This window comes from Photobacterium lutimaris (assembly GCF_003025555.1).
Classification (GTDB): domain Bacteria; phylum Pseudomonadota; class Gammaproteobacteria; order Enterobacterales; family Vibrionaceae; genus Photobacterium; species Photobacterium lutimaris.
Genome location: NZ_PYMH01000004.1, coordinates 231382 through 257069, shown reverse-complemented (window position 1 = coordinate 257069; position 25688 = coordinate 231382). Strand labels below are relative to the sequence as shown.

Here is a 25688-nt window from a genome sequence, read left to right as displayed (position 1 = left end):
TTGTTACGCCCTGCGAAACCAAAGGTATATAATTTGGTTTTATTGCTAAATAAATATCAGCAAAGATAGACTAACAATTACTTCAATGTAAGGTTTATCACGGTTGCATTTTGAATCAATACATTACTACCGGTGTTTTGCACGATATTATAAACTCCAGATGAATTACTTAACGCACCACCGTTGAGTATATTGTCACCAGAAGTATTATTATACGCACTATTACCTGTAACATCGCCATACATTTCTGAACTAGCCTGGAGACTTTCACTTTCTAATTCATATTCACCACCACGAGAGTGGGTCATGAAGTCTTCAGTCAAAATTTCAGAGCTTGCTAGAATATCCAACTCATCAGTAGCTGCTGCATTAAAGGTTATAAGTGTAGCCACTATCAGTGTTAAATATTTCATGACATCCTCCTGAGAGCTGCAATGCAGCTCTCAGTTTTGTATGTATTAATTACCCGCCAATACAGCATTAGTGCTAGCACTTTGTTGTACCAAAGAGTTATTACCCGCATTTTGACCCGCAATATTGATACCTGAAGCTCCAGAGAATGCACCCGACATATCATTACTATGAGTCACATTCAATGAAGAAGAGGATGGTGAACCGTAACCGTAGCCACCGTATGGGTCATAGCTGCTCTCACAGCATGCACCACCATACTCAACTTCAGAATATGTTACGTAGCCATGCAGTTCTGACTTAGCGACATGGAAAGTTTGCAACTCCTTGATATCGATATCTTGACTGTAATCATTCATGCTGTTATCAGTCCACTCTTTACTGTAAGTGTTATTAACATCTTTCATTTTAAGAGTGTCGTTATCTTCATTGTATGAATCAGTAATTGAATAATCTTTATCAGTACTTAGGGTGAGAGTTTTATCAACGTCTTGATTAAATGAATCAGTAATTGTTTTATCATTACCGTCATCATATGATGGGTAATAAGGGTTATAAGGTTGCTGGTAATCGTTCGCTAGCGCAAGTGGTGAACTAACAACTGCTACTAAAAGTGCGATATGTGTTTTACGCATGGTCATACTCCAAATATATTTAGTAGTTATTTTCTTATAATCACTCGCCGTGTTTGCGAGATAACTTAACTATAGTGCTGGCCAAAGAAGTTCCTGTATTATTTTTAATAATTTTTTGTGCTTTTTATTATGAACTTTTCCTTTTAATTCCTAACGTTTATAACGTATAAAATATGAAAACAAATCTCACATTTTCAACTCTTAGAATAGATAATCAAATAATAAACACTGTTATTATTTCTTATACATTGGAATTATTTCTCATATAATTTACATTTACCCACTATCTTAGATAAGAGATAATTTCGAAAAATTCTCATAAATAATACTAATAATAAGATTCTTAATTACCATAAAATTCTCATGTCTACTATTATTTTCTTATCTAGCAATATGCTTTTTTTATTGCATATATATAAGCAGAAACCACAACATATTTTTTGGGTAAGCTAAGAGTATTAAGTGAGGAATTCGTGAGTATTTTCAATAACAAAAGCTGTATCGCGCTTCTTGCTTTGATTTCAGGAACAGTCGCAGCAGAAACAGAGCAAGCTACAAATTCTACAGAACCCAAAGCAAAGCCGAAGCGAGTACAGACCTTTGGTGATCTCCTTGATCCCGACTTACCCGGTGTATTGACGCCTAAAGGGTCATTCGTGCTCGATACCAGCTTGTCTTTTACACAAAATTCTTCAAATACAGTCTCGGTCGTGGGCTATACCGTCCTTCCTTCTCTTATCGTAGGATTAATAGAAGCTAACGATACCGATCGCACAACACTGACCTTTGGTGTTACTGGACGGTACGGCATCACCAACCGTCTTGAGGTAGAGGCCCGGATCCCGTGGGTTTATCGTTATGACTCCATCTCACGAAGAAGTGTTAACTCAGGCAGTGACTCTGCCGAAACTCGCACTTTTAGCAGCAATGACATCGGCGATATAGAGGCTGCTTTTAAATACCAAATTAATATGGAAACCGCACCGTACTGGATTGCAGGGCTCAGGTTTAAAACCACGACAGGTACGTCGCCCTATGATGTCCCAGTTGATACGCAATTTGGATTTGAAGAGCTCCCAACAGGCTCAGGCTTTCCGAGTATTGAGCCGAGTGTCACCATGATCATGCCAATGGACCCAGCTGTCATCTACGCCAACCTCAGTTACATTTGGAACATTGAAGATGATGTCACTTCAGAAATTGATGGTGAGTCTATCAGTAATAAAATCGACCTCGGTGATACCATTGGATTCAGCGCTGGTATGGGCTTCGCTGTTAACCCTAAATTCTCTTTCAGCTTGGGACTGAGCCACAAAACCATTTTGAAGTCCAAAGTCGATGGTTCAACCCCCTCTGATGCCAAACTATTACAACTTGACTCCATATCCATGGGTGCCAACTACGCAATCAATCCCGAAACGACCTTGAACGTTGGTGTTAGTGCTGGCTTGACCGCGGATGCCCCAGACTTCCAACTGACTGTCCGTGTTCCATATACCCTACGCTAACCCTCGCCCCTAGAAATGCCGGAATTTAATAGCCTTTCCCATTGCGGGTAAGGCTATTTTCATGACTAAAGTCTAATTTTCCTCTATGCTATGACGCTACTACTATGTGTAACAGGAAAATAAGAATGTCCACGCCATTAGAACCAAGCCAAATTCAACAGATTCAAGGTTATGATGCCGAGAAGCGTTATAAGTATTTGGTGAAAGAAACGGTTAGCAACCGCGAAATCTGGATTCTGACGGATGAACACGGCTGCGTCATGCTCAATACCGATGATGAGGACTGTGTACCTGTATGGCCAAACAAAGAATTTGCCGAATCTTGGGCGACCGGTGAGTGGGAAGAATGCAAAGCTGAAGCCATTTCCCTGAATAAATGGCACAGCCGCTGGACGCATGGACTGGAAGACGATGAACTTGCTGTCGTTATTTTTCCAAATCAAGATGAAGATGGCCTAGTGGTGTTCCCTGATGAGCTGGACTTTGAACTGAAGCAGCAAGCAAAAAAAGTCCGGTAACAACTAGCAGCGCGATTACAAACAGTTACTCTGGGGCGAGGTCAATATCTTTCGCCCCTTCTTTAAAGGATATTTGCCATGGAAGCACTATTAGAGAAACTGAAATCCCAGCCTGACAACGTTTCTTTTGCCGAAGTAATGACAATCATCGAGCATTATTACACCTATCAGCCTACCGCTTTTACCAACGGTTTAGGCAACGAGACCCTCTGCAATAAAGCTGCCACCAATGAAGGATCCTGCCGCATTTTTGCCTTTGCCAAGCTCCACCAACTATCTGAAGCAGAAACCCTTGCCTGCTTTGGTGATTATTACCGCATTGATGTTCTGCAACACCCAGATGCGACCGATCACCAAAACATCCGCCACTTCATGAAATATGGCTGGCAAGGTATTCAGTTCGACGCCGCACCTTTGGCTGAAAAGGCTTGTGCGTAAGACGGTTCTCCTTCAGGGCTTAGCTTACAGTTTTTTTTGGCAATGAGAGCACTTCTCGGGTGGCTTCATAAAAAATGGCGACCGTGATGGGCTACCACATTCATCACAAAACTTGGTTGAACGTATTGTCAGCCATGTTAACGGCACCATAAATACCAACAACCCGACCATCATAGGTAATGGCGGTTGCGCATAGACAATCACAGCACCGATCACTACATTATTTACAATGGTGAATATCGGCCACAGCTTGCGTTTTCTTACGACATCCGTACCTTTTTGGAACAACATATAGCTACCCGCAGCCATTGCGAGCCAAATTGCCGCAAAGATAATCAATAAATTTTGTTGCATCATTTATCTCTTAATTAACATCACTGCCGTATTCTACCATTTTGAATTTATAAGACACATAAAAGGAGATATTCCTATTTATGGGCCAGCTCACACTGTAAATATGCTGATTGGGAAGCACGTCACAGGATGATACTTTGCCCCCAGACTTTCTACTACGTTCATATTGAAAACCCAGCCTTCGCCCAGATATCTTATATGTACCGCTTGACGTTGAAGCGGTGATACTAAGGAGATCCAATGATCGCGAAGTCTTTATTCAGAACGTGTTTCGTTCTGTTATGTGTTTTCGGACGAGGCCCTGTGGCCAATGCAGCTGTACCACAATTAGCTGATTCGGAATTTAAACTTCCATCCCCAACACAAGACACCAAGGATAACTTCCAACGTTCCCTTAGCGGTTTATTTTCAATACCGAGCTTCCGACAAGAAGCATTAAGCCAGCCTTACAGCCAATTCGATACACTATACCTGCACGCTCATGCTGCCCAGAAAGAGCTCGAGCAGATGCTGACTCAAGTTAGCCTTCACACTGAAGCAAAGCCTATCATTCCTGGTGTAAAATCCCGCGAACGCGCAGAGAAGAAGATTGCTACCGAACTCAAAGGCCGGCCAGAAATGCTGACAGACCTTGCCCGTGGTACGCTGGTCGCCAATAGCATTTCCTCGCTAGTCGATGCCTTTAACCATTTGAATCGTGAAAGCACCATTGTCGAAACCAAGAATCGATTCAAGCAACCCGCCTCTTCTGGTTACCGCGATCTGAAACTACTGGTACAGCTTCCTCAAACAGGCCTGATTGCCGAAGTACAGCTTCACTTGGATACCATTGCAGAAATCAAAAGTGGCCCGGAGCACGACATCTATGAAACTATTCAGCACATTGAGCGCCAAGCTAGCCAACAGTTGCGTCAGCTGAATGACATTGAAGTGGCAAGAATCAAAGTGTTAAGACAACAGTCCCAGCAATTGTACCAACAAGCCTGGCATCAATACTTACAACCTGACCCCCTAGCAATAGCAAGCTAGCAGATATTCATATTAAGGGAAGCAATTTGCTTCCCTTTTTATTTCAGTCAATTACCGGTAATTTTGTCAGGCTTCTGTTAACTCCTACCAATGTATTTTCCAAGTTCATCCAGCGTTCAGATAACTTTGATAACCTAGCAAGCATAGAGTAGCTAGCAACTCAAAAAATACGTCACTTTTTCTTAGCAGGCCCTGTCCGCGAAGACACACCTTTTTACGTATGATGCCTGAATTGTTCAGGCAGCAAAGGAGTTGTTTGATGCATTTTAAATCTGTACTTCGAACGTGTTTTGTTCTGTTTTTTCTGACCCGTGGGTCAGCGATGGCAGCACCATTGATGGCAGACTACTCTGGAAATGATTATGAGATATCACCAAAGCATTCTGAAGCCAGCAAAAAGTCGTTCCAAAAAAGCCTGAGCGGACTTTATAGCATTGAGAGCTGGCGCGCGATTGATATTCAACAGCCATATACTCATTTCGAAGATTTATACAACATCGCTCCTTCAGCCCAGCAAGAGCTGGCCAACCTGATGAACGAAGTCGGCTTGATGACCAATACTGATATCGTGCTACCTGATGTGAAATCAAGAGAGCGGGCCGAAAAGAAAATTGCCACTGAGCTCAACGGAGATGCCAGCAAAATAACCGACTTGGCCCGAGCATCACTGGTTGCAGATGATATCCATGGTCTGGTTAATGCTTTTGAACTCATTAGCAAAGAAGCAACCATTGTGTCAGTTAAAAATCGGTTTAAGACCCCAACGGATTCTGGTTACCGTGATTTGAAATTGCTGGTTCAACTGCCTGATTCCGAGCTAATTGCCGAAGTTCAGTTGCACCTAGATGCTATTTCTGACGTTAAGAATGGTGAAGAGCATAAAATTTACGAACAAATTCAGCATATCGAGCGAACGGCACTAAGCCAGAACCGCCCTCAGAATGAATTTGAGATGGCTCAAATCAAAAAGCTAAGAGCGACATCGAAATCGCTGTACCATGATGCATGGCAGCAGTACCTACAGCCAGTAAGTATCGCAGTATAACTCTTCCCCCTGAGGTCACAGCCAACGACATTGTGGCCTCTCTCCCTATCCCACGCCATCCACAAAGAACCGAAACTATTTCAGGTTGTTTCAGTATTGAGCGAGATTCTCATTTTTGACTACGCTTTTATGTGGTGGCCAAGAAATCTTTACTCAGCTTTCACCCAACAGGGGACAAAGCAAAAACGCTCCCCCTAATACCGAGACTGCGTTATGACAAATCGTTACCAACCGATAGATTTCACACTGCACAATTATCTCGAACAAGCATGTGATGCCCATTATGATGTATTACTTGAGCTCAGGGATGATAGTCGTGTGGAAGGGCAATGTATCAATACTGAGGTACACCCAGATCGCTCTGAATGGCTCGTTTGTAAAACGCGCTACCAATACACCAAGATACGCTTAGACTTCATCACACGAATGAAGTCATTAACGCCTGGGGCGAGTTTTTCCGAAGTCATTCCGGCAGCGCAGGCTATCTTCAAAAGCTAGTCTATTATTGTGACAAAAAAGAGCACCGAAGTGCCCTTTTCCTATGCAGGTGATGTACATAGCCATTAATTCAATAGAATTATTTATGTGCCGATGATTTATGTACCATGATGTCCAAAATCTGGACATCCGTTTGGGTCATCGCGCCATTGGCCAACGTTGACATATTGCGGATTGAGGCATCAACATCATCCGCAACAATACCTTCATTGCCCGTTACGCGAATGCCATCCAGTGCCATCAATGCCGCTTTGATAGCCGCACTGGCAGACGATGATACCTTCATTGCACAACTGGCCTTGGCACCATCACAAATGATACCCGTGATATCGCCAATCATGCTGCAAATAGCACTAGTGATATGGCTGAACTGACCGCCAAGCAGCCAGGTCATGCCGGCCACTGCTCCCATCGAAGCTGTTGTTGCGCCACACAGTGCCGATAACTTGTTCTGGTAACTCTTGATATAAATAGCCATCAGGTGCGACATCATTAGAGCACGAACTGCCGTTTCATGATCGGCGTTGATATGCTCCGCCACTACCAAAACAGGCATAGTTGCGGCAATCCCCTGATTCCCCGAGCCTGAGTTACTCATCGCCGGTTTCATCGCGCCATCCATTCGGGCATCTGAAGCCGCTGATGTGCGACGCAAAATATCAGTCAACAAACCACCAGACAACAAGCCGCGATCGACATTACGCTGGAAGATCGCTCCAATTTGTAAACCGTATTTACCGGTCAGACCTTCTTTTGATAGCTCGTCATTTAGCGAGTATGCCTGCGAAATAAAATCAATATCAGCTAGCGGCGCGTTAAGAGCAAACTCAAAAATATCTTCGGCCTTAACTTGTTCGAAAATATTATTGCCAGCCATTGGTTGAGTGGTATTTTGGGGATCCGCAATAAACACCGCGTGACCATTTTTCTCGATAGATATCACCCGCGTATGACTATCGGCAATGATCACCGTTACGGTATCCGTACCATTACTCACAATCACCTTGGCAAACAAAATATTGCTGACATCAGCAACACCTACTGATACCGCGTTGTTTTCGAGCATCACTTTGGCTAAAGCTACGTCTTTCGGAGTGATATTTTTCAATACTTCTAGGCCGGCATCAGCATCGCCGGCCAATGCCCCCACCGCAGCAGCAATTGGCAAACCGACCATTCCGGTGCCCGGTACAGCGACCCCCATACCATTTTTCATCAAATTAGGTGAAACAAAGGCCTCTATTTGGGTTGGATTACTATTGAGTTCACGTGTTGCCATCGCAGCGGCCAATGCGACAGAGACGGGCTCGGTACAGCCAAGAGCTGGCACAACTTCACGTTTTACAGTCTCAATGAAACCATTCCATAGATGCTTTTTCATGTTCATCACCTTCATGACTCTTGTAGGGTATCAGGCTTATTTAAATGCAAAATGAGGATATATAAGCCCTTGTCTTTATAAGGTTAATGTACCGCTATCTAGAGAAAAAAAGTTTCTCATTTATCCTCCCTAAACACTTCTCTATAGAAAACTATTCTCCATAAAGGAATAACTGTGATACCAATCATATACTTTAACGTCTAGCCGCAAATAGACACACTACCGTTATAGCAAGCTCAATAATATTGATAACTCGAATTCTGGACGTAAAAAAACGGCCGTTAAGGCCGTTCTATTTGCAGAGGCACCTAACTGCCTAATTTTGGGTTTTGACTCAGATTAGCTCGCCGCTTTTAGTGGTAACATCCCGGTTTCCTGCCTGCCCAGCAATTCACTAGCAATCGTTTTCAGCAAGAAGGTTTCACGCTCAATCGACATGCCTTTTTTATCACTGTTAGCAATAGTGTGCTCATTATGGGCAATCGCATCAAAAATATTAAGCCAAACCGGCTTCATGCCATTCTTCACTTCATAATCTTCCAGCCTGGTATCCCCAAGCTGCTCGTCGATTGTGCAAACGTAGCAGTATGAGAGCATATGCATGATATCAAAGTCTGGTTTATGCCAAGGGCGGTATTCTTCGTAGATGCCAAAGTCTCGGATATCCCGTATGTTCTGGGCTCCCGTTTCTTCCTCCAGCTCACGGATCAAACCTTCAATGGCATCTTCGCCGTCATCTATACCGCCACCGGGCAAGGTATAGTCATGGTAACGTTCGGTATACAACATTAAGATATTTTCACCGTTAAGAATGATACCTCGTGCCGCCTTACGGTGAAACGTCTGTTGCTGGAGCTCAGACGGTTCCAGGTGTTGTAAATCAGGATGCACGGTTGATTTCAGTAGTCGCATGTATATTTTCCGAACGTTTCAACAAGCGGTGCATTCTAGCTGATAACCCTTCATTACCCAAGTCAAAGCCTACGGACCCAAATACTTGGGCATACACAAATTACTTAAGTACATAGGTGTTCATTCGTTTGACCATTGTCAGTCCAGCGGTGCAATCATAGAGCCGCAGTGCCGTCAGCGTAAATTGTAAGCCCAGCACAGAGCGATTGTATATATTTCCATTTTCGCTAAACACTGTGGCTATGGCCTCTCGGAGTAATTGGTTTTTTGTCTTTGTTGGCAAAGAAAATTGCCATTGTGTGGCTTTGGGTTTTTCAACATCGATTGGACAGGGAATATGACCGGGATAGGTTTGCCAGGGGGTCATCAAGGCTTGGGGGTAACACTGCTGCAACCACGCCATATATACCCCGTGCTTTAATGCCCATTGGGTTTCCATCGCGAACATCGCCTTGAGCACGGATTTACTGTAAAAAGGCAAACAAAAGTCCAACTGGAAACGATCCATTTCTTCGTACGGCAGGGCTAAGTGATGATGTTGATCGTTCTCCCACAAAAATAACTGATAGGCTTTTATTAAAGGCAAATGCGCATACTCCTTGAAGCTATCAATGATATTTTCCCTGAGGCGCTCTTGAAGGATTGCTCCCTGCTTGATTAAACGGTTTGGTATATAGGCCATCTGCTGTTCTAGGTAGCAGTCAACCAACAATTCTAGGTTCTCTTGCTGGCATGCTTCAATCACGGCTTCACCCGTGTATATTTGCCCGACGCATACACTCCCACCATTACCTGACCAGAAAAGGCGTGGCCGTGCTAATTTATCGTAGTATTCAAAGCTATCCGGCTGCCAGTGTTGACCAAGTCGTTGTTCAACCGTTAATTCTTGGGTATCGGTCACCCGCACACTATGAAGCGGGATATGATGATAGGCTGCAAACTGCTGTCCATAACTCGCGTCTTGCGACTTGCTGCGCGAAAAATTCAAGCATTCTAATTCGACGCCCCGCCGCTGCAACTCCGAAGCAATAACCCGTGAGTCCAATCCTCCGGATAATGTACTGACGGTCGAATGATCCGAGCCAAGGTAACGCTCAGTGGCCTGTTTAAAACCAGCATCTAAACGCGCTATGCCTTCTTCAAGTGAACAGGAGGGGATATCGGCATCAGACCATTTAAAATAACGTCTACGTTGAATACCGACAGACGACGTTTCCAGCATATTCAAGTCAGAAATTTCTAGCAATTCGCCAGGTCGAGAGGCAAACACCTGACTGTAAGGTGTCTTGCTTGCTAATGGGTAACCCAAGGTGGCTATTTCTGTCAGCGCTTCTAGGTTGTTCTCGAGCGGAATGCCAAGTTCAGGGAACAAGCGCAAGCAGGTACTGAATATCACCGCTCCCTGATACTGCATAAAGTAGTAAGGCCGAATCGCTAGGCTATCGGTATATATCGATAACTTTGGACTATTTTTCTGATACAGAAATACACAGAAAGTCCCCTCGGCCTCAAGCAAGGATTGCTCGATATTGGGGCTTTCGAGCAATGACGCCATATCGCTTTTAATCGATGAAGATAACAATGGGTGTCCAGTCCCAACGACAAACCCCTTTTCATCATCAGCCTTGGCTGCTTCGCCATAACACTGATAATCAATCTGGCTCAAAAATAGGTGGGAGTCGGAATAGCTATGGCGATCGTCACCCTGATCACGTGATATATGTCTGTCTATATTATGCTTTACCGCTGTGAGCTCTGGTGTCCAGCGGGTAGTAAAAATGCCTGCGATGATACTCATTGCCTACTCCTTATTATCTCAACAATGAGTAATACAATTTATGAGCCAATGTGATTAACGGCTAGTGGGTTGAAAATAAAGATATTAATTATTGGTGTTTTATTAACACAGCCTTTTTTGCTTATTGCAAAGCAATAATGAAATGACAATTAACTCCAAGCTATTAATAATACTTAGAGTTAATATCTTATTGTGACAGGCTCTTAATCCAGCATATCAGTTAAATTGAAAAAGACGCTTTAAGAAGCTTTCAACTTTTTTCACACAGCCTTGCTTAAGTGTCCCTTGAGGATCCCAAGCGGGAAGATGGGTTTGTCCCACACAGCTTTGTGATAATACGCCGCGTTGATCACGGTAATAATCAAACTCGGTGATTTGCTCAGGCGCTCGCATAACGAAAGGTTCAGGGTCACGATTTTGGATATAATCCGCATACAAACGCAGCGGCCCCGAAGAGCCAGTCAGTTTTACCGCCTTGTTATCATCTCTTCCCATCCAGATGGTCACCACCTCGCGCCCATCAACACCGACATACCAACTGTCACGGCCTTTGTCGGATGTACCGGTTTTCCCTGCGAGACGAGAAGACGGTAAAATTTGATTGAGATACCGCCCGGTACCTTCACTTACCACCCGTTGCAAACCATACATCGTTAACCACGAGGCTTGTGGCGAAACGGTTTGAGTCGAAATCGGTAACGACTGATAAAGTATATTACCTTTACTATCGACCACCGCACCCAGTGCAGATAACTCTGTCCGATGACCACCACTGGCAATAGTCTGGTACATTTGAGTGACTTCTACTGGTGTCAAGGTAAACGCCCCAAGCAGTATTGACGGTAACGCTGGTACCTCATTTTTATCGATACCGAGTTTTTCCATCGTATTTATCACTTCATCCAAGCCTACTGCCATTCCTAAATTCACCGTCGGGATGTTGTATGACTTTGCCAACGCAGTATAGAGCGGCACCTCACCACGATACTGACGATCATAATTTCGTGGCGACCAATTTTCCCCATTCTGACCTTTTAGGGTCAATGGCCGATCTTGAAGACTTGTTGAAAGAGAGAAGCGTTTAGGTCGCTCCAACGCCGCCAAATATATCGCCGGTTTTACCACAGAACCAATCTGACGTTTGGCATCAACGGCACGGTTGAAGCCATCGTATCCAGGCCGGGATCCACCCACCATTGCACGGATTTCCCCACTCTCTCGGTCAGCGATCACTACTGCCGTTTCAAGTTGATCGCCGGCTTTAGACTCAAGCTGAGGGATCACTTTACGCACAGACTGCTCGGCCATCTCCTGAGAACGAGGATCTAATGTCGTAAATAACCTCAGTCCCTGTCCTGCCTGATAGTTTTTTACTTTTGCCGCCAACTCGCGCTGTAACTGACCAAAGTACGCAGGCTGGCGGTTTGATATCGTTCCTTTTTCTTGAATATCAAGTGGCTTATCTACTGCAACAAGATAATCCTCTTGTTCCAGAACTCCGCTTTCGAACATAAGTTGCAACACCAAGTCTCGGCGACGCTTTGTACGATCAGGGTAACGCCATGGGTTGTAATATGATGGGCCTTTCACCAAACCGACCAATAGCGCTTGCTGATCGACCCGCAATTCTGACAATGGCAAGCCAAAGTAAAAGCGCGAGCCTAGCTCGAAGCCATGCACCGCATCGCGGCCACTTTGGGCCAAATACACTTGATTTAGATAGGCATCCAGAATTTGATCTTTGCTGTAACGATAGTCAATGATCAGCGCCATATAGGCTTCACGCGCTTTTCGCCACAGACTGCGTTCACTAGTCAAAAACATGTTCTTGGCCAATTGCTGAGTCAGGGTACTGCCACCCTGTACGGTCCGTCCGGCCTTAAGGTTAGCAATGAATGCCCTTGCAATCGCTGTCGGAGAAACGCCGTCATGTTGATAAAAATCACGGTCTTCTGTAGCAATCAAAGCATCTATCAAGGCTTCTGGCATTTCATCTTTCGGGCGGTAGAGGCGCTGTTCATCTGTCTTCGCTTCTAGCATACCCAGCAACTTAGGCTCGACCCGGATATATCCAAGCTCTCGATTGGAATCAACCTCGGTGATCGATTTCACTTTGGAATAGTCAAATTTGACAACAACATGCCGCGCATCTTGCTGACCATCACGAAATTCAAAAGGACGGCGGATAAACTCAACCTTCAATCGGCTGGTCGAATAGTCCCCAGGGCGAGAGGGATTGCTGACTTTGCGGTATTTAAGCGCTTCCAGTTCGTTAATCAAATCGTCATAGCGGATCACAGCCCCAGGCTGTAGCGCCAATTCACGCGCATATACAACAGAAGGTAATTGCCACAGCTGCCCCTCGAACTTTGCGGTGACTTCATCATTGATATCAACCCCCATCTTTACCAGTCCAGCAGCGGTAAGCAGACAGACGCCGAATACGGAAAATTTCAATTTACGGTATGAGCGACGTGATTTGCTTACGTTTTCAGGCGCTGAAAATGCTGATGATGGCTTGTTCAGTTCATTGACTTTAGGATCATTGATTTGAGGATCATTGGACTTCTGGTGCTTGGTCATAACGTCGCTTTCGTGGCAAATTCGCGCCGACCATACCGCAAGGTTCACTTTATTTTGTCAGTACTTTGTCAAAGCACATTACTCCTTGAAGCGAGCTGAACCGTCATAAACAGCCTAACCCCACCTATTGGCTGGAAATTACGGACAAAATCACGCAAAATACGCGCCCCACAACTGATAGCCAAGCAGAGATAAAATGGAACGCGATTATAAACTAGAGTGCCTGATGACAATGCCACGCCATGAATTAGAAGAATTCAGCTTGCGTGTACTTGGTCGTATGGTACCTGAAGAGACGATGCAAGAAATCTTTACCTTTGAGCAGGAAGAGATTGACAGCGAAGATCGCATGAAATCTGCTCAGTTTGATGCCATGCTGCGTATGACGGCTATTGCTCTTGGCGAAGTCAGCACCGCTTTCGAAGAGTCAGACAATGCCAAACAAAATACGGTACGTATGACTCGCCTTGTACTTTGGCACTTCTACGCCATGTCGTTCAACTTGGAAGAAGCGGTTACTCTTGAGCAGCACTGTGAAGAAGTGGAAAAAGTATTAGTTAACGCACCAAAAGACGCATTTGGCTGGATGAAAGCACTGACTGATTTGCTTCATACCTATGCAGAGCTCAACGAAAAGCGTACCAAGTAAGCGCGACGCCCCACCATATACACTCTTCCCCAGCCAGAGCAGCTCTCTGGCTGGGGTCGATTGGTATTACGCTAACGATGCCTGATGCTTACTGATCAAGTCATTCATCGCCTCTTCGGCCCGCACCTGTACATGGTTGAAACAATCTTCGTGGCTCATTGCTTCAACGACCTCGTAATAACATTTGAGCTTAGGCTCGGTCCCTGATGGCCTAACCACGACCCGAGAACCGTCATCGAGGTGATAAATCAACACATCACTGGGTGGCAAATCTATCGGCTCTACCATTCCGTCGGCATGGAAACGTTGAGATACTTTCAGGTCATCGGTGATGGCAATACCTCGCCCTGCAATTTGCGTTGGTGGCGTTGCACGGAGTGTGTCACCAATCGGTGGTGAACCCTGCTGCAAGGCAATGCTGCGCTGAGCGTTGATATACAATCCATGCTCGCGATAAATTGATTCAAGCTGATCCCATACCGTTTTTCCTTTCGCGATAAGTTCCGCTGTTAACTGTGCAAAAGCAACGAGCGCAGACAATCCGTCTTTATCCCATACGACATTACCCACGGTGTAACCGAGTGCTTCTTCATAGGCAAATAAGAACTGACTGTCATCGGTCTGTTTCTCCATTGCAACATTGGTCAGCCACTTAAACCCAGTTAGCGTCTGAAAGTATGAAGCTTCAACCGACTCAGCAATTTTCTCCAGCAAAGTGGAAGAAACAATGGTTGTACCCACCAAGTTCTGTGTCGGCACGGCATGGGTCAATAAGTAATGACCTAACAGCACACCGACCTGATCGCCAGTCAGCATTTGGTATGCCCCCTCCTCTGTCCGCACGGCGACAGCAAACCGGTCCGCATCGGGATCATTGGCGCAAGCCAACATGGCTTGATGTTTATCAGCTTCGGCGATCACCAAGTCCATCGCCCCCGGCTCTTCAGGGTTGGGAAAATTCACAGTCGGAAACCGGCCATCTGGTTCACGTTGAGCAGCAACACTATAAACCTTGCTGAAGCCTGCATCAGCCAACAGTAATTCGGCCAACTCTGCCCCAACACCATGCATTGCCGTATAGGCCAAACTCAACGCCTCAGGTTCATTATGGTTGGAAAGCAACACGCTAGTATTAAGTGCTTTTCGGTACGCCATGTAGAAATCGTCATTTAGCCACACCAACAAACCTGCCCGTTCGGCATCACCAATAGCGTACACAGGCAAGGGGTCAGTCGCCGCAATATCTATCTGCTGGGCGATACCCGAGTCATGAGGGGGAATGATTTGCGCACCATTGCCCCAGTACACCTTGAACCCATTGTATGCTGGTGGGTTGTGGCTAGCAGTAACAACCACACCTGCAGCAGCATTGAGATGACGCACACCAAAAGCAACTACAGGCGTAGGAGCCTCTTTTTCAGTCAGGTAGACCCTTATCCCCAAAGACGCTAGCATTGAGGCTGCATCATGGGCGAACTGACGGGAATCAGGGCGGCCATCGTAACCAATCACCACCCCCTTTGAAGCTGACTGGGTATTTTCCTGAAGCAGATATTTTCCCAGCCCTAAAGCCGTTTCTTGAATGACCAACCGATTCATCCGGTTTGGCCCGGCACCCACAATACCGCGCAGCCCGGCTGTACCGAAGGCGAGACGAGAAGAAAACCGCTCTGCCAGTTCGGATTGGCAATTAGCATCGACTAATTGTTGCAACTCTTCTCGTGTACCAGGATCTGGATCCCGAGCTAACCATGTTGAGACTTCTGGTGACATGTCGACATTCCCTATAAGTAACCATTTGGAAAAGTATAGAGCGTGTGCCACAAGGGACAATTATATTTGTCTTAAAAATCAGACTTAACAAACTGAAAACTAAGTCATTAGAAGCCGTGGATTTTATTGCAGACATAAAAAAATCCAGCCCTTTAGGGCTGGATTTATCATTTATCACACTCGATGGTTAAATCTGAGTTGATTAATCTTCGAAGCGAGGCTTACGGTCACGCTGAGGTGCGCCATGGTTACGCTCACCACGGTAACTACCACGGTTATCACCACCACGGTTGCGGTCGAAACGACGCTCGCCGTCACGACGTGGACGATTGCCATCGCGGTTACCATCACGGTTGCCACGGTAGCCACCACGGTTGCCGTCACGGTTACCGTCACGACGGTGCTCACGTAGCACATCGTCAGCAACAACAACAGCTTTTACTTCATTCTGACGAATGCGCAGTTTCTTAAGCTGAGAAGCCACTTCGCTTGTCATTTTCTTAGGAAGCTGAACATAAGTGTGACCTGGAGCTAGTTTAATCGCACCAATGAACTCTTTGCTCAGACCTAGTTCGTTTGCGATAGCGCCAACGATATCTTTAACCTGAACACCTTGCTCACGGCCAACTTGTAGCTGGTAAGTATCCCAGTCAGCGTTGTTGTAAGTACGACGCTCTCGACGTTCGCCACGCTCACCACGTTCACCACGCTCACCACGCTCACCACCACGACGCTCACGACGTTGCTTCTCACGCTCGATAGCAGCGATCATCGGGTCTGGGCCTTTGTAGAACAAAGGACGGTTACCTTGCTGACGCTTAAGTAGCATCGCAGCTAGAGTAGCAGCATCAACCTCGATGGTTTCTTGTAGCTTCTCTACAAGCTCAACAAACGCTTCTAGGCTAGATTCTTCTTTCTGAGCTTCTAGCTCCTGACCTAGGCGGTTCAGACGAGACGCAGCAACAAGATCGCGGTTTGGAAGTTGGATTTCTTCCATACGAGACTTAGTTACACGCTCGATTGTACGCAGCATGCGGATCTGGTTGGTACGAACCAACAAGATCGCTTTACCTTCACGTCCAGCACGGCCAGTACGGCCAATACGGTGGATGTATGACTCAACATCGAATGGGATGTCGTAGTTAAACACGTGAGTGATACGCGGAACATCAAGACCACGAGCGACAACGTCAGTCGCAACTAGGATATCGATAACACCTTTTTTGATGTGATCAACAGTACGCTCACGCAGTGACTGAGGAATATCACCGTGCAGTGCTGCAGCTTTGAAACCACGAGCAGACAACCAATCAGCTAGACGCTCGGTATCCTGACGGGTACGAACGAATACGATAGATGCATCCGTTTCTTCAGTTTCAAGAAGACGCATCATTGCTTCGTCTTTCTCTACGCCTTTAACTACCCAGAACTGCTGCTCAACCTGAGAAACAGTACGGTTTTCACCAGCAACGTCAATACGCTCTGGGTTACGTAGGAAGCGGTCAACAATTTGCTTAACGATTGGAGGCATAGTTGCCGAGAACAATACGCGCTGAGCTGACTCTGGAGCTTGTTCCATGATCCACGTTACGTCATCAACAAAGCCCATTTTTAGCATTTCATCGGCTTCATCAAGTACAAACGTACTTACTTCATCAAGGTGCAGGCGGTCACGAGAGATAAGATCTTTAACACGACCTGGAGTACCAACAACAATGTGGGCACCATTTTTCAGTGCACGCATTTGATCAACGATAGATGCACCACCGTAAATCTCAAGAACTTTAAGGCCCTTGATGTTTTGACCTAGAACTTTAATTTCAGCAGCAACCTGAATTGCCAATTCACGAGTTGGAGCCATAACAATAGCCTGAGGCTTATGCTGACCAAGATCCAACTTGTTTAGTAGAGGCAAAGAGAATGCCGCTGTTTTACCTGTACCAGTTTGTGCTTTACCTAGTGCATCAGCACCAGTAAGTAGAAGAGGAATAGACGCCGCCTGGATAGGTGTTGGCGCAACGAAGCCCATTGAGTCTAGTGCGGATAGTAGTGTGTCGGCCAGTTCTAACTGACGAAATTCTGTAACAGATTCTTGCATTGGGATCCCAATAAATGATCTAACGTAAAACGGGGCCCCTAATGCTAATAAACGGTTCTGCAACAGCAACCACAAGCTTGGGCCTCGACTAGAGGCGCGCATTGTGCGCCATTACAAGATAAAAAGCCAGAAAAAATTGAGCACTGTCACAAATTAACCTTCAAGCACCTATTATTTATACAATAAGTGCAACAGGTCAGCCATTTTCGAGGAAAATTAGATACTCACCTCATTTAAAACACCTTCAAATTGCTAATTATTAACCCACTTTTGTTATCAATCCTTCCTTTATTACCCTTCAACACCCCCTCAGCGTGATCAGCAAGGAGCCCAAAACCCTCCCCCTCCTTTATATACCTCTTTAAACAAACATGATAATCCGGTGTCAGTACGGGGTTGAAGCTTGGTTTTATGGGCTGAAAACTTTATAGTGTCCGTGTTAATAACCTGAGACCGGGCATAATGTTTCAAGATAATCCTTTACTAGCACAGCTTAAAAAACAAATTCAGGAAACGCTTCCTAAGAAAGAAGGCAGCATCAAAGCAACCGACCGTGGCTTTGGTTTTCTTGAAGTCGACAACAAGGAAAGCTACTTCATTCCACCTAACTATATGAAAAACGTGATGCACGGTGATCGTGTTATGGCCGTTATTCGTACGGAAAAGGAACGTGAAGTTGCCGAACCGCAGGAACTGATTGAGCAATTCGTTACTCGCTTCATTGGACGAGTAAAGCTTATTCGCGACCGCCTGCATGTTATTCCCGATCACCCGCAGCTGAAAGATGCCATTAAAGCTCGCCCTGTTAAAGGCCTTAACCCAGAGTTACTGAAAGAAGGTGACTGGGTTGTTGCCAACATGACACGCCACCCGCTGGTTGGTGACAACAAGACTTTCTTCTGCGAAATCAAAGAAAAGATCACCGACAGCAATGATAAGATTGCGCCATGGTGGGTAACACTGGCTCGTCACGATCTTCCAAAAGCAGAACCTGCACCTCAAGATAGCTGGTCAATGCTTGAAGAAGGCCTTGAGCGCGAAGATCTGACCGGACTTCCTTTCATTACTATTGACGGTGAATCGACCAAAGATATGGACGATGCAATTTACACCGTTGCCAAAGATGATGGCAGTTTTGAAATCACCATCGCCATTGCCGATCCAACCTCTTATATAGATGTTGGTGATAAGATGGATAAAGAAGCCCGTGAACGTGGTTTCACCATCTACCTACCAGGCAGAAATATCCCGATGCTTCCTCGTGAACTGAGTGATGAGCTCTGCTCTTTGCTTGAAAATGAGAAACGTCCAACGCTTTGCTGCCGTGTTAGCATTAATAACGACGGTGTTATCCAAGACGACATTCACTTCTTCGCCGCTTGGATTAAGTCTCAAGCCCGCTTGGCTTATGATAATGTCTCGGATCTGCTTGAAAACGGCACCAGTGAGAATTGGAACCCAACCGAAACCATCCTAGAGCAAATTAAAGCGCTTCATGGTTTTGCTCTTGCTCGCAGTGAATGGCGTGCGGCAAATGCTGTTGTATTCCCAGATCGTCCGGACTACCGTTTCGAGCTGAGTGAAGATAACGATGTTGTTGCGATTCACACCGACCCTCGACGTACAGCCAATCGCATGATCGAAGAAGCGATGATCACTGCAAATATCTGTGCGGGTCGTGTGCTGAAAGAAAAATTCAGCATGGGTGTTTATAACTACCACAACGGTTTCAATCCAGAGAAGCTTGATACGGCGATGGACTTTCTAACCAAAGCCGAAGCTCCGTTTGAAAAAGAACAACTACTGACATTAGAAGGCTTCAGTGCACTTCGTCGCTGGCTAAATGATCAAGAGAGTACGTATCTTGACAACCGCCTGCGTAAGTTCCAAGCATACAGTGAAGTCGGCAACAAGCCTGCTCCTCACTATGCCATGGGCTTGGATGTCTACGCTACGTGGACATCACCAATCCGTAAGTACGGTGACATGATCAACCACCGCCTGCTTAAAGCGGTTATCTCAGGTCAAGAGCCAAGCCAGACACCCGATGACAGCGTTGGTGAAGAGATTGCGATTCACCGCCGCAGCCACCGCATGGCTGAGCGTGATGTTGCCGATTGGCTATATGTTCGCCTGCTTAAAGATGCCGTTAAAGAAGCAACCGTATTTACTGCTGAGATTTTCGACATCAACCGTGCAGGTATGCGTGTTCGTCTACTGGAGAATGGTGCTGCAGCTTTCATCCCTGCGCCATTGATCCTTGATAACAAAGAACGCATCGAGTGTAACGGTGAACTCGGTATCGTGAACATCGACAAGGTAAAAGAATACCAACTTGGTGATCAGCTCGAAGTAAACATTGCAGAAGTGCGCTCTTCGACTCGCCAACTTGTTGCTAAGCCTGTTAAACAGTTCCCGGCACCAGAAGCTGAGAAAGCACCTGCGGAGTCTGCTGAAGCTTAATCAGCCATCTTGACAAAATAAAAGGGCCAGCGCTTGCTGGCCTTTTTTCCATTTCCACTTTATAACTACATTAACTACACCAGTCACATGCTCAGTGGCTCAATGAAAAGTCAGCTATGCCAAATTACAAAAACGAAGAAGTACATCAGCAGGTCAAACAATGGTTGGAAGACGTCGTCATCGGTCTTAACCTGTGCCCGTTTGCCGCCAAGCCGAATCGCAATAAACAAATTCAAATCTTCATATCTGAGGCATCAAATGAAGAGGTGCTCCTTGAAGAGATCTACCAGCAGCTGCAGAAGCTAGATAATACGCCAGTAGAAGAATTGGAGACCACCCTCGTCGTCACGCCAAATCTTTTCCGTGACTTTGCAGATTATAACCAATACCTTGATCTTCTCGATGCGCTGCTATTCCAAATGGGCTATCAAGGCACTTACCAAGTCGCTAGTTTCCATCCTGATTACTACTTTCACGGTACCGAACCTAATGATGCAGAGAACTTAACCAACCGTTCGCCTTACCCGGTTTTTCACCTTATCCGCGAAGCCAGTATGGAAAAGGTGTTGAAGCACTACCCTGATCCTGAAGGAATTCCAGAGCGTAATATCGAACGAGTGGAGAATCTCTCACCACAAGAAGTAAGAAAACTCTTTCCTTTCATTAAGTGACCTTCTTTTTATCGAACAAACACTAGGCTTGCTCCAAGCCTAGTGTCAAAATTTAGACAGTATACCAACCTCTCAATTTCAACCTAATATCAAAAACCATTAACAAACCAGTGCTATAAACTTAACTGATAATAGACTTTTTATGCATACTGATGTAGTGCAGTATATAATTATCAATATAGAGATGAGTGCTGTTCTCGTTCAGTGATTTTTGATAACAACATGAGTAAAGGTAACTAAACTAAGTAATGCAGCCATTTTCTATTCCCCTTAGCAGAAGTGCTTTTTTCCGTTTTGGATCGCCAATCCTATTAGCATTAGCTCTACTTGCTGGATTACACCGCGTACCCCAGTTGTCTTCAACAAGCGAAGTTTTGCTCATCTCGCTCCCTTACATCCTTTTCCCTGTCGCCGTTTTTTTAGGGGAACTGTTTAATCAATCGCGCACTTCATTAGCTGCAATCATATTACTGCTCAGTTACTACATCATACAAACATGGCTTCAGTCACCGCTGTCCATCCAATCCACTAAACTGACTTATACACTGTTATCACTACTGCTACCGTTGAACTTGTTAATCATTCACCGTCTTCCCGAACGGCGCTTACTGACTCGATCGGGTATATTGTTTCTATTCATCATATTTGCTCAGTTTATCTGTTCGTCTGTTGCAATAAGCTATTTATCAGCTTTCGACTTATCAATGGTTTGGCAAAAATACTTAATCGGATTTCCTTTAATATCACGGCTACCTGTGGCTATCATTTTACTGTTTATCGCCTCGATAACATTACATGCTATGTTAATTTTCAAACGCAACCAGCCTCATGATCATGCATTATTTATCAGTACCCTATTCTCAGCAATAACACTTACCTTTTTTCAGTTTCCTATGATATCAAGTGTTGCTTACACGGTTTGTTCTCTTTTATTGCTGACTAATCTGATCAACTGTAGCCACGAGTTAGCGTATATTGATCAATTAACGGGGATTCCTGGACGACGTTCATTAGACACCGAAATGAAGTATCTTGGCGGTACATACTCTATAGCAATGATCGACATTGACCACTTTAAGAAATTTAATGATACATATGGTCATAAAACAGGCGATGATGTTTTACGCCTAGTCGCCAGTATTATTGCCAAAGAGGCTAACCTTGCTAAGGTATACCGATATGGCGGTGAAGAATTCACTATTATTTTTAAAGGTAAGGCCCAGGCAGATTGCATGAGACTTTTAGAACAGATAAGAAAAGGTATCTCTGCCTATCCTCTGAAAATTCTCGCCCACCAGAACAATGAAACCACAAAAGACGCGCAAACAATTTCCACCAATATAACAGTGAGTATCGGCCTGTCAGGTAACCACAATATTGATAATCCGCACTCAGTCTTGAAAGCAGCCGATAAGGCCTTATACCGCGCCAAGTCCAATGGTAGAAATCAGGTTGTTCAACGCTAGTCTCCCTCAAAGAACTCTAAAGCTAAATATAAAAAAAACCCGAACAGAACTGTCGGGTTTTGGTTACCAAACAAACTTACTCTTTAACAAAGGTAAGTCCAGCTATGCAGCAACGCCAATATAAAGTGGAACTTAGCTTCCCCTAACAGATCGGCGGCCAAACCATTGTTAGGCACTAAGCCCGGGAGCTGCTTGCTAAGTGAAAACAAGCATATTGTTATTATTGCGCGGGGTAATTTCTTATACCCCAATAGAATGATTCTATCAGCCCAAACTCAAATGTAAAACACAAAAGATGGTAGACATGCTCAAAGATCAGCATTTGCTCAAATTTTAATTATTCGAGTGGATTGATAATCACTATGTTAACGTAAGCCTTAAAAGACAACTTAAAACATACAGATACAATACTCGTTTATTCTACTTTATAGACAAAAAAAGTGACCATCATGATGATCACTTTTATAAAAATGAGGCATATTTACTTATTCGAGCCTTCTTTCATTTCTTTTTTCAACTTCGTGCACTCATAGGCAGGAATAGCGGTTACACCCAGTATCTTCCCTTCATACATACATATGATTTGTGGCGTTGAGACCGTACTACCACCACCGTGACCAGAGGAAGAGTTGGCAAAAGCAAAGCTAGAGAAAACAAGCATCATCAGAACAAGTAATCTTTTCATTAGAAGCCTCTACGAGTTAGGGTTTATTTACAACGTGAACCAACTTTAAAAGCGTAGCAGGTATTGCCTGAAGTAAAAGTTTCGTGGCGTTTCCAATACTGGGTTTCATGTTTTTTAATGGTGAGAAGCGCAAGGGCAATAGAGACTAAGTATATTATTCAGATATCCCCCCACAAAAAAACCGGATGCCAAGGCATCCGGTTTTCATTATTAACACGTTTAACTGTATACGGCTTACCCTTTCACACCGCCTGAAGTCAAACCGCCGACCAAAAACTTCTGGGCTAGCAGGAACACGGTAGTAATCGGAATGGCCGATAGCACTGCCGCCGCCGCAAAGTCACCCCATAGATAGTTCTGAGGGTACAGGTACTGCTGCATACCAACGGCCAGTGTATAGTTGTTGACATCAGTCAGTAGCAGTGAAGCTACCGGTACTTCAGTAACTACACCGATGAATGACAGGATAAATACCACAGCAAGGATCGGCACAGATAGTGGCAACAATACCAAACGGAATGCCTGCCACGGTGTGGCACCATCCAGTGCTGCCGCCTCTTCCAGCGAGCCATCAATCGTTTCGAAGTAACCTTTAATTGTCCATACGTGTAGTGCAATACCGCCAAGGTAAGAGAAAATCAGGCCACCGTGGGTATTAAGACCCAAGAATGGAATGTACTGGCCTAGACGGTCAAACAACGCGTATAGAGCAACCAGAGCAAGTACCGCAGGGAACATCTGGAAGATCATCATCCCTTTCAAGATGGTGCTCTTGCCTTTGAAGCGCATACGGGCGAACGCATAAGCACTGGTTGTCGACAGAGCAACAATGATTACCGAGGTAATGCCTGCCACTTTCACCGTGTTCCACAGCCATAGTAGTACAGGGAATGGCGGTGGTGTTACGCTGCCATCGCTGTTTGTTACCGAGAAGCCCAAGGCTAATCGCCAGTGATCGAGCGTTGGGTTGCTTGGAATTAGCTCACCACCAGCGAAGTTACCTTCACGCAGGGAGATTGCAACAATCATCAGCAGCGGGAAAATCGTTGCCGCCAGGAACAAGCACAATCCAATGTGTGTTGCCCATACCCGGTATTTTAATGACTTAGGTTGAACCATTGGCATGACGTCTCTCCTTAGTCCTGCTCAAGCTTAGTGTTGGTAAATTTCAGGTTAAGTAGTGCCATACCACCTACCAAGATGAAGATAATGGTTGCGATTGCACCGGCTAGACCGAAGTCTTGACCACCGCCACCTTCGAATGCAATTCGGTAGGTATAACTTACTAGCAAATCCGTGTAACCTGCAGGCTCTGACGTACCGACCATGTTCGGACCGCCTGAGGTCAATAGCTGAATCATTACAAAGTTGTTGAAGTTAAACGCGAAGCTGGCAATCAGTAGCGGCGTCAGCGGTTTAATCAACATTGGCAAAGTAATATTGAAGAAGTTCTGGATAGGACCGGCACCATCAATGGCCGATGCTTCATACAAATCTTCAGGAATCGACTTCAACAGGCCCATACATAGGATCATCATGTAAGGGAAGCCAAGCCAGGTGTTAACCAGTACAACCATCACTCGGGCCATAACAGGGTCAGAGAACCACGATGGTTTGATGCCGAACATGGCTTCAAGCAGCATGTTTATCTCACCAAAGCTCTGGTTAAATAAACCCTTGAAGATAAGAATCGAAATAAACGATGGCACTGCATAAGGAAGAATAAGCAGTACGCGGTAGATGCCACTCCCTTTCAACGGTTCCCACTGTACGATAACAGCCAGAATCATACCCAACGCCAGCGTCAGAGCAACAGCAAGAAAGGCAAAAACAACAGTCCAGACGAAGATGCCAAGGAACGGTTCTTTGATACCATCATCGGTCATCACGCGTTTGAAGTTTGCACCACCAACGCCAACCACGAATCCCGGAGAAATAGGCTTTTCTACAAACTCGCCATTGGCATCGACCGGCTGGTAGAAACCAATCTCGTAATTTGGCTTGAATAGCTGGTTCGTTTGGTTATTGAACAGCGATTCACCGTCTTCCTGCATGGTGAACAAGGCCATTTCAGCAGCAAACTTACGCAGGCCACTCATGCGAATATGTTCACCGCTAGGCATCTCCAACTCTACCTTGTTAAGGTTTGAGCGGTTTTGCACGATAGTACGAATGATTTCTTTCTCACCCTGTACCACGTCTACCTGACGCAGATGCATGAACTCTTCTGCTGGTGGATTCGTAATATCAAAAACATCAGAGGCTAGTAGTTCACCATCGGCTTTAATGATGAGCTGATGACCATTATCAACCTTATACAAGTCAAAGCCGTAGCTTTCACCTGATAAGAAGGAACGCTGCTGAAGCACAGTTTGAGCACGCTCAAGAGATAACTGGTTGGAAGCACTGTAGTTAGTAAATGCTAAGCCAATCGTATAAATCAATGGGAAGATAACGAAAATAATCATCCCCGCAATACCCGGGTAGATATAACGGTGTGCGTAGGTTTTCTTACTACCAAAAATATAAAGAGCAAGAGCTGTGAGAACAACGGTAAGAAGTGCGAAGGGAATTTCACCCTGAGCATACATTAAGACAGTAGCATAACCGTTAACCGTACCGATCATGCCTAGCAGTGACCATTTCAGCCACTTACGATAATTAAATTTCGAACTTTCTTGAGGTGAATCCAGAAGTTCTGCACCTTGAACTGACTGCATCTCAGCTCCTTGCTAACAAAATGACAAATAAAAATAGGGAGAGTTACCCCTCC

At 45.1% G+C, this 25688-nt stretch carries 22 protein-coding genes; 10 read left to right on the top strand and 12 right to left on the bottom strand.

Features of this window, described 5'->3' with window-relative positions; translation table 11 throughout:
* Window positions 1-77: 77 nt before the first annotated feature.
* Both C9I99_RS11575 and C9I99_RS11570 read right to left on the bottom strand, forming a co-directional pair.
* A complete protein-coding gene (locus tag C9I99_RS11575) occupies window positions 78-413 on the bottom strand; it encodes a carbon storage regulator (RefSeq protein ID WP_107349039.1) in 336 nt (111 codons plus the stop codon).
* Window positions 414-458: 45 nt separating this feature from the next.
* Window positions 459-1046 carry a hypothetical protein gene (locus tag C9I99_RS11570; protein WP_107349038.1) on the bottom strand — a complete coding sequence of 196 codons (588 nt, stop codon included), beginning with the start codon at window positions 1044-1046 and terminating at the stop codon, window positions 459-461.
* Window positions 1047-1519: 473 nt separating this feature from the next.
* On the opposite strand from C9I99_RS11570, the gene C9I99_RS11565 reads away from it, so the two are divergent.
* The 3 genes from C9I99_RS11565 to C9I99_RS11555 all read left to right on the top strand — a co-directional run bounded on the left by C9I99_RS11565 (window position 1520) and on the right by C9I99_RS11555 (window position 3510).
* A complete protein-coding gene (locus C9I99_RS11565) occupies window positions 1520-2554 on the top strand; it encodes a transporter (protein WP_107349037.1) in 1035 nt (344 codons plus the stop codon).
* Window positions 2555-2679: 125 nt separating this feature from the next.
* Complete coding sequence (locus tag C9I99_RS11560; protein ID WP_107349036.1) at window positions 2680-3072, top strand: DUF2750 domain-containing protein; 393 nt, start codon at window positions 2680-2682, stop codon at window positions 3070-3072.
* Window positions 3073-3150: 78 nt separating this feature from the next.
* Window positions 3151-3510, top strand: a complete 360-nt coding sequence (locus tag C9I99_RS11555) for a HopJ type III effector protein (protein WP_107349035.1) — start codon at window positions 3151-3153, stop codon at window positions 3508-3510.
* 24 nt (window positions 3511-3534) lie between these two features.
* On the opposite strand, the gene C9I99_RS11550 is transcribed toward C9I99_RS11555, so the two are convergent.
* Window positions 3535-3867, bottom strand: a complete 333-nt coding sequence (locus C9I99_RS11550; RefSeq protein WP_243734428.1) for a hypothetical protein — start codon at window positions 3865-3867, stop codon at window positions 3535-3537.
* 237 nt (window positions 3868-4104) lie between these two features.
* Between C9I99_RS11550 and C9I99_RS11545 the strand changes: the two genes are divergently transcribed.
* The 3 genes from C9I99_RS11545 to C9I99_RS11535 all read left to right on the top strand — a co-directional run bounded on the left by C9I99_RS11545 (window position 4105) and on the right by C9I99_RS11535 (window position 6436).
* Window positions 4105-4893, top strand: a complete 789-nt coding sequence (locus C9I99_RS11545) for a nucleotidyltransferase family protein (protein WP_107349033.1) — start codon at window positions 4105-4107, stop codon at window positions 4891-4893.
* A 259-nt stretch (window positions 4894-5152) separates the two neighbouring features.
* Window positions 5153-5938, top strand: coding sequence for a RelA/SpoT domain-containing protein (locus C9I99_RS11540; protein ID WP_107349032.1), 786 nt, complete (start codon window positions 5153-5155; stop codon window positions 5936-5938).
* Window positions 5939-6151: 213 nt separating this feature from the next.
* Complete coding sequence (locus C9I99_RS11535; protein ID WP_107349031.1) at window positions 6152-6436, top strand: Rho-binding antiterminator; 285 nt, start codon at window positions 6152-6154, stop codon at window positions 6434-6436.
* A gap of 79 nt (window positions 6437-6515) precedes the next feature.
* Here the strand turns inward: C9I99_RS11535 and C9I99_RS11530 are convergent, their stop codons facing one another.
* The 4 genes from C9I99_RS11530 to mrcB all read right to left on the bottom strand — a co-directional run bounded on the left by C9I99_RS11530 (window position 6516) and on the right by mrcB (window position 13110).
* Window positions 6516-7817 carry an L-cysteine desulfidase family protein gene (locus tag C9I99_RS11530; RefSeq protein WP_107349030.1) on the bottom strand — a complete coding sequence of 434 codons (1302 nt, stop codon included), beginning with the start codon at window positions 7815-7817 and terminating at the stop codon, window positions 6516-6518.
* A 339-nt stretch (window positions 7818-8156) separates the two neighbouring features.
* Window positions 8157-8729 (bottom strand): NUDIX hydrolase, encoded by a 573-nt coding sequence (locus C9I99_RS11525; protein ID WP_107349029.1) that lies wholly within the window; start codon window positions 8727-8729, stop codon window positions 8157-8159.
* A gap of 100 nt (window positions 8730-8829) precedes the next feature.
* A complete protein-coding gene (locus tag C9I99_RS11520) occupies window positions 8830-10527 on the bottom strand; it encodes an asparagine synthase-related protein (RefSeq protein WP_107349028.1) in 1698 nt (565 codons plus the stop codon).
* A gap of 216 nt (window positions 10528-10743) precedes the next feature.
* On the bottom strand, window positions 10744-13110 hold the full coding sequence (mrcB, locus tag C9I99_RS11515; protein WP_107349124.1) for a penicillin-binding protein 1B: 2367 nt from the start codon (window positions 13108-13110) through the stop codon (window positions 10744-10746).
* Between the two features lie 196 nt (window positions 13111-13306).
* Between mrcB and C9I99_RS11510 the strand changes: the two genes are divergently transcribed.
* Window positions 13307-13759, top strand: a complete 453-nt coding sequence (locus tag C9I99_RS11510; protein WP_107349027.1) for an exoribonuclease R — start codon at window positions 13307-13309, stop codon at window positions 13757-13759.
* A gap of 66 nt (window positions 13760-13825) precedes the next feature.
* On the opposite strand, the gene C9I99_RS11505 is transcribed toward C9I99_RS11510, so the two are convergent.
* Both C9I99_RS11505 and C9I99_RS11500 read right to left on the bottom strand, forming a co-directional pair.
* Window positions 13826-15532, bottom strand: a complete 1707-nt coding sequence (locus tag C9I99_RS11505; RefSeq protein ID WP_107349026.1) for a phospho-sugar mutase — start codon at window positions 15530-15532, stop codon at window positions 13826-13828.
* Window positions 15533-15734: 202 nt separating this feature from the next.
* Entirely contained in the window at window positions 15735-17630 is a 1896-nt protein-coding gene (locus tag C9I99_RS11500; RefSeq protein ID WP_107349123.1) for a DEAD/DEAH box helicase, read from the bottom strand.
* A gap of 462 nt (window positions 17631-18092) precedes the next feature.
* Between C9I99_RS11500 and C9I99_RS11495 the strand changes: the two genes are divergently transcribed.
* From C9I99_RS11495 to C9I99_RS11485, 3 genes are all read left to right on the top strand, one after another.
* The gene (locus C9I99_RS11495; protein WP_107349025.1) at window positions 18093-20093 is read left to right on the top strand and encodes an exoribonuclease II; all 2001 of its coding nucleotides are present in this window, start codon (window positions 18093-18095) and stop codon (window positions 20091-20093) included.
* Between the two features lie 116 nt (window positions 20094-20209).
* Window positions 20210-20764: a DUF1415 domain-containing protein gene (locus C9I99_RS11490; RefSeq protein WP_107349024.1), complete on the top strand. Its 555-nt coding sequence runs from the start codon at window positions 20210-20212 to the stop codon at window positions 20762-20764.
* Window positions 20765-21012: 248 nt separating this feature from the next.
* Window positions 21013-22230: a GGDEF domain-containing protein gene (locus C9I99_RS11485; RefSeq protein WP_107349023.1), complete on the top strand. Its 1218-nt coding sequence runs from the start codon at window positions 21013-21015 to the stop codon at window positions 22228-22230.
* A gap of 481 nt (window positions 22231-22711) precedes the next feature.
* Here the strand turns inward: C9I99_RS11485 and C9I99_RS11480 are convergent, their stop codons facing one another.
* From C9I99_RS11480 to malF, 3 genes are all read right to left on the bottom strand, one after another.
* Complete coding sequence (locus tag C9I99_RS11480) at window positions 22712-22915, bottom strand: hypothetical protein (protein WP_107349022.1); 204 nt, start codon at window positions 22913-22915, stop codon at window positions 22712-22714.
* A gap of 234 nt (window positions 22916-23149) precedes the next feature.
* A complete protein-coding gene (malG, locus tag C9I99_RS11475; RefSeq protein WP_107349021.1) occupies window positions 23150-24040 on the bottom strand; it encodes a maltose ABC transporter permease MalG in 891 nt (296 codons plus the stop codon).
* An 11-nt stretch (window positions 24041-24051) separates the two neighbouring features.
* Complete coding sequence (gene malF / locus C9I99_RS11470; RefSeq protein WP_107349020.1) at window positions 24052-25635, bottom strand: maltose ABC transporter permease MalF; 1584 nt, start codon at window positions 25633-25635, stop codon at window positions 24052-24054.
* Between the last annotated feature and the right edge of the window lie 53 nt (window positions 25636-25688).

What these genes read in the sequence shown, in the direction of transcription:
- C9I99_RS11575 (WP_107349039.1), bottom strand. Translation starts at nt 413, where the DNA reads ATGAAATATTTAACACTGATAGTGGCTACACTTATAACCTTTAATGCA.
- C9I99_RS11570 (WP_107349038.1), bottom strand. Translation starts at nt 1,046, where the DNA reads ATGCGTAAAACACATATCGCACTTTTAGTAGCAGTTGTTAGTTCACCA.
- C9I99_RS11560 (WP_107349036.1), top strand. Translation starts at nt 2,680, where the DNA reads ATGTCCACGCCATTAGAACCAAGCCAAATTCAACAGATTCAAGGTTAT.
- C9I99_RS11555 (WP_107349035.1), top strand. Translation starts at nt 3,151, where the DNA reads ATGGAAGCACTATTAGAGAAACTGAAATCCCAGCCTGACAACGTTTCT.
- C9I99_RS11550 (WP_243734428.1), bottom strand. Translation starts at nt 3,867, where the DNA reads ATGATGCAACAAAATTTATTGATTATCTTTGCGGCAATTTGGCTCGCA.
- C9I99_RS11545 (WP_107349033.1), top strand. Translation starts at nt 4,105, where the DNA reads ATGATCGCGAAGTCTTTATTCAGAACGTGTTTCGTTCTGTTATGTGTT.
- C9I99_RS11540 (WP_107349032.1), top strand. Translation starts at nt 5,153, where the DNA reads ATGCATTTTAAATCTGTACTTCGAACGTGTTTTGTTCTGTTTTTTCTG.
- C9I99_RS11535 (WP_107349031.1), top strand. Translation starts at nt 6,152, where the DNA reads ATGACAAATCGTTACCAACCGATAGATTTCACACTGCACAATTATCTC.
- C9I99_RS11530 (WP_107349030.1), bottom strand. Translation starts at nt 7,817, where the DNA reads ATGAAAAAGCATCTATGGAATGGTTTCATTGAGACTGTAAAACGTGAA.
- C9I99_RS11525 (WP_107349029.1), bottom strand. Translation starts at nt 8,729, where the DNA reads ATGCGACTACTGAAATCAACCGTGCATCCTGATTTACAACACCTGGAA.
- C9I99_RS11520 (WP_107349028.1), bottom strand. Translation starts at nt 10,527, where the DNA reads ATGAGTATCATCGCAGGCATTTTTACTACCCGCTGGACACCAGAGCTC.
- mrcB (WP_107349124.1), bottom strand. Translation starts at nt 13,110, where the DNA reads ATGACCAAGCACCAGAAGTCCAATGATCCTCAAATCAATGATCCTAAA.
- C9I99_RS11510 (WP_107349027.1), top strand. Translation starts at nt 13,307, where the DNA reads ATGGAACGCGATTATAAACTAGAGTGCCTGATGACAATGCCACGCCAT.
- C9I99_RS11505 (WP_107349026.1), bottom strand. Translation starts at nt 15,532, where the DNA reads ATGTCACCAGAAGTCTCAACATGGTTAGCTCGGGATCCAGATCCTGGT.
- C9I99_RS11500 (WP_107349123.1), bottom strand. Translation starts at nt 17,630, where the DNA reads ATGCAAGAATCTGTTACAGAATTTCGTCAGTTAGAACTGGCCGACACA.
- C9I99_RS11495 (WP_107349025.1), top strand. Translation starts at nt 18,093, where the DNA reads ATGTTTCAAGATAATCCTTTACTAGCACAGCTTAAAAAACAAATTCAG.
- C9I99_RS11490 (WP_107349024.1), top strand. Translation starts at nt 20,210, where the DNA reads ATGCCAAATTACAAAAACGAAGAAGTACATCAGCAGGTCAAACAATGG.
- C9I99_RS11485 (WP_107349023.1), top strand. Translation starts at nt 21,013, where the DNA reads ATGCAGCCATTTTCTATTCCCCTTAGCAGAAGTGCTTTTTTCCGTTTT.
- C9I99_RS11480 (WP_107349022.1), bottom strand. Translation starts at nt 22,915, where the DNA reads ATGAAAAGATTACTTGTTCTGATGATGCTTGTTTTCTCTAGCTTTGCT.
- malG (WP_107349021.1), bottom strand. Translation starts at nt 24,040, where the DNA reads ATGCCAATGGTTCAACCTAAGTCATTAAAATACCGGGTATGGGCAACA.
- malF (WP_107349020.1), bottom strand. Translation starts at nt 25,635, where the DNA reads ATGCAGTCAGTTCAAGGTGCAGAACTTCTGGATTCACCTCAAGAAAGT.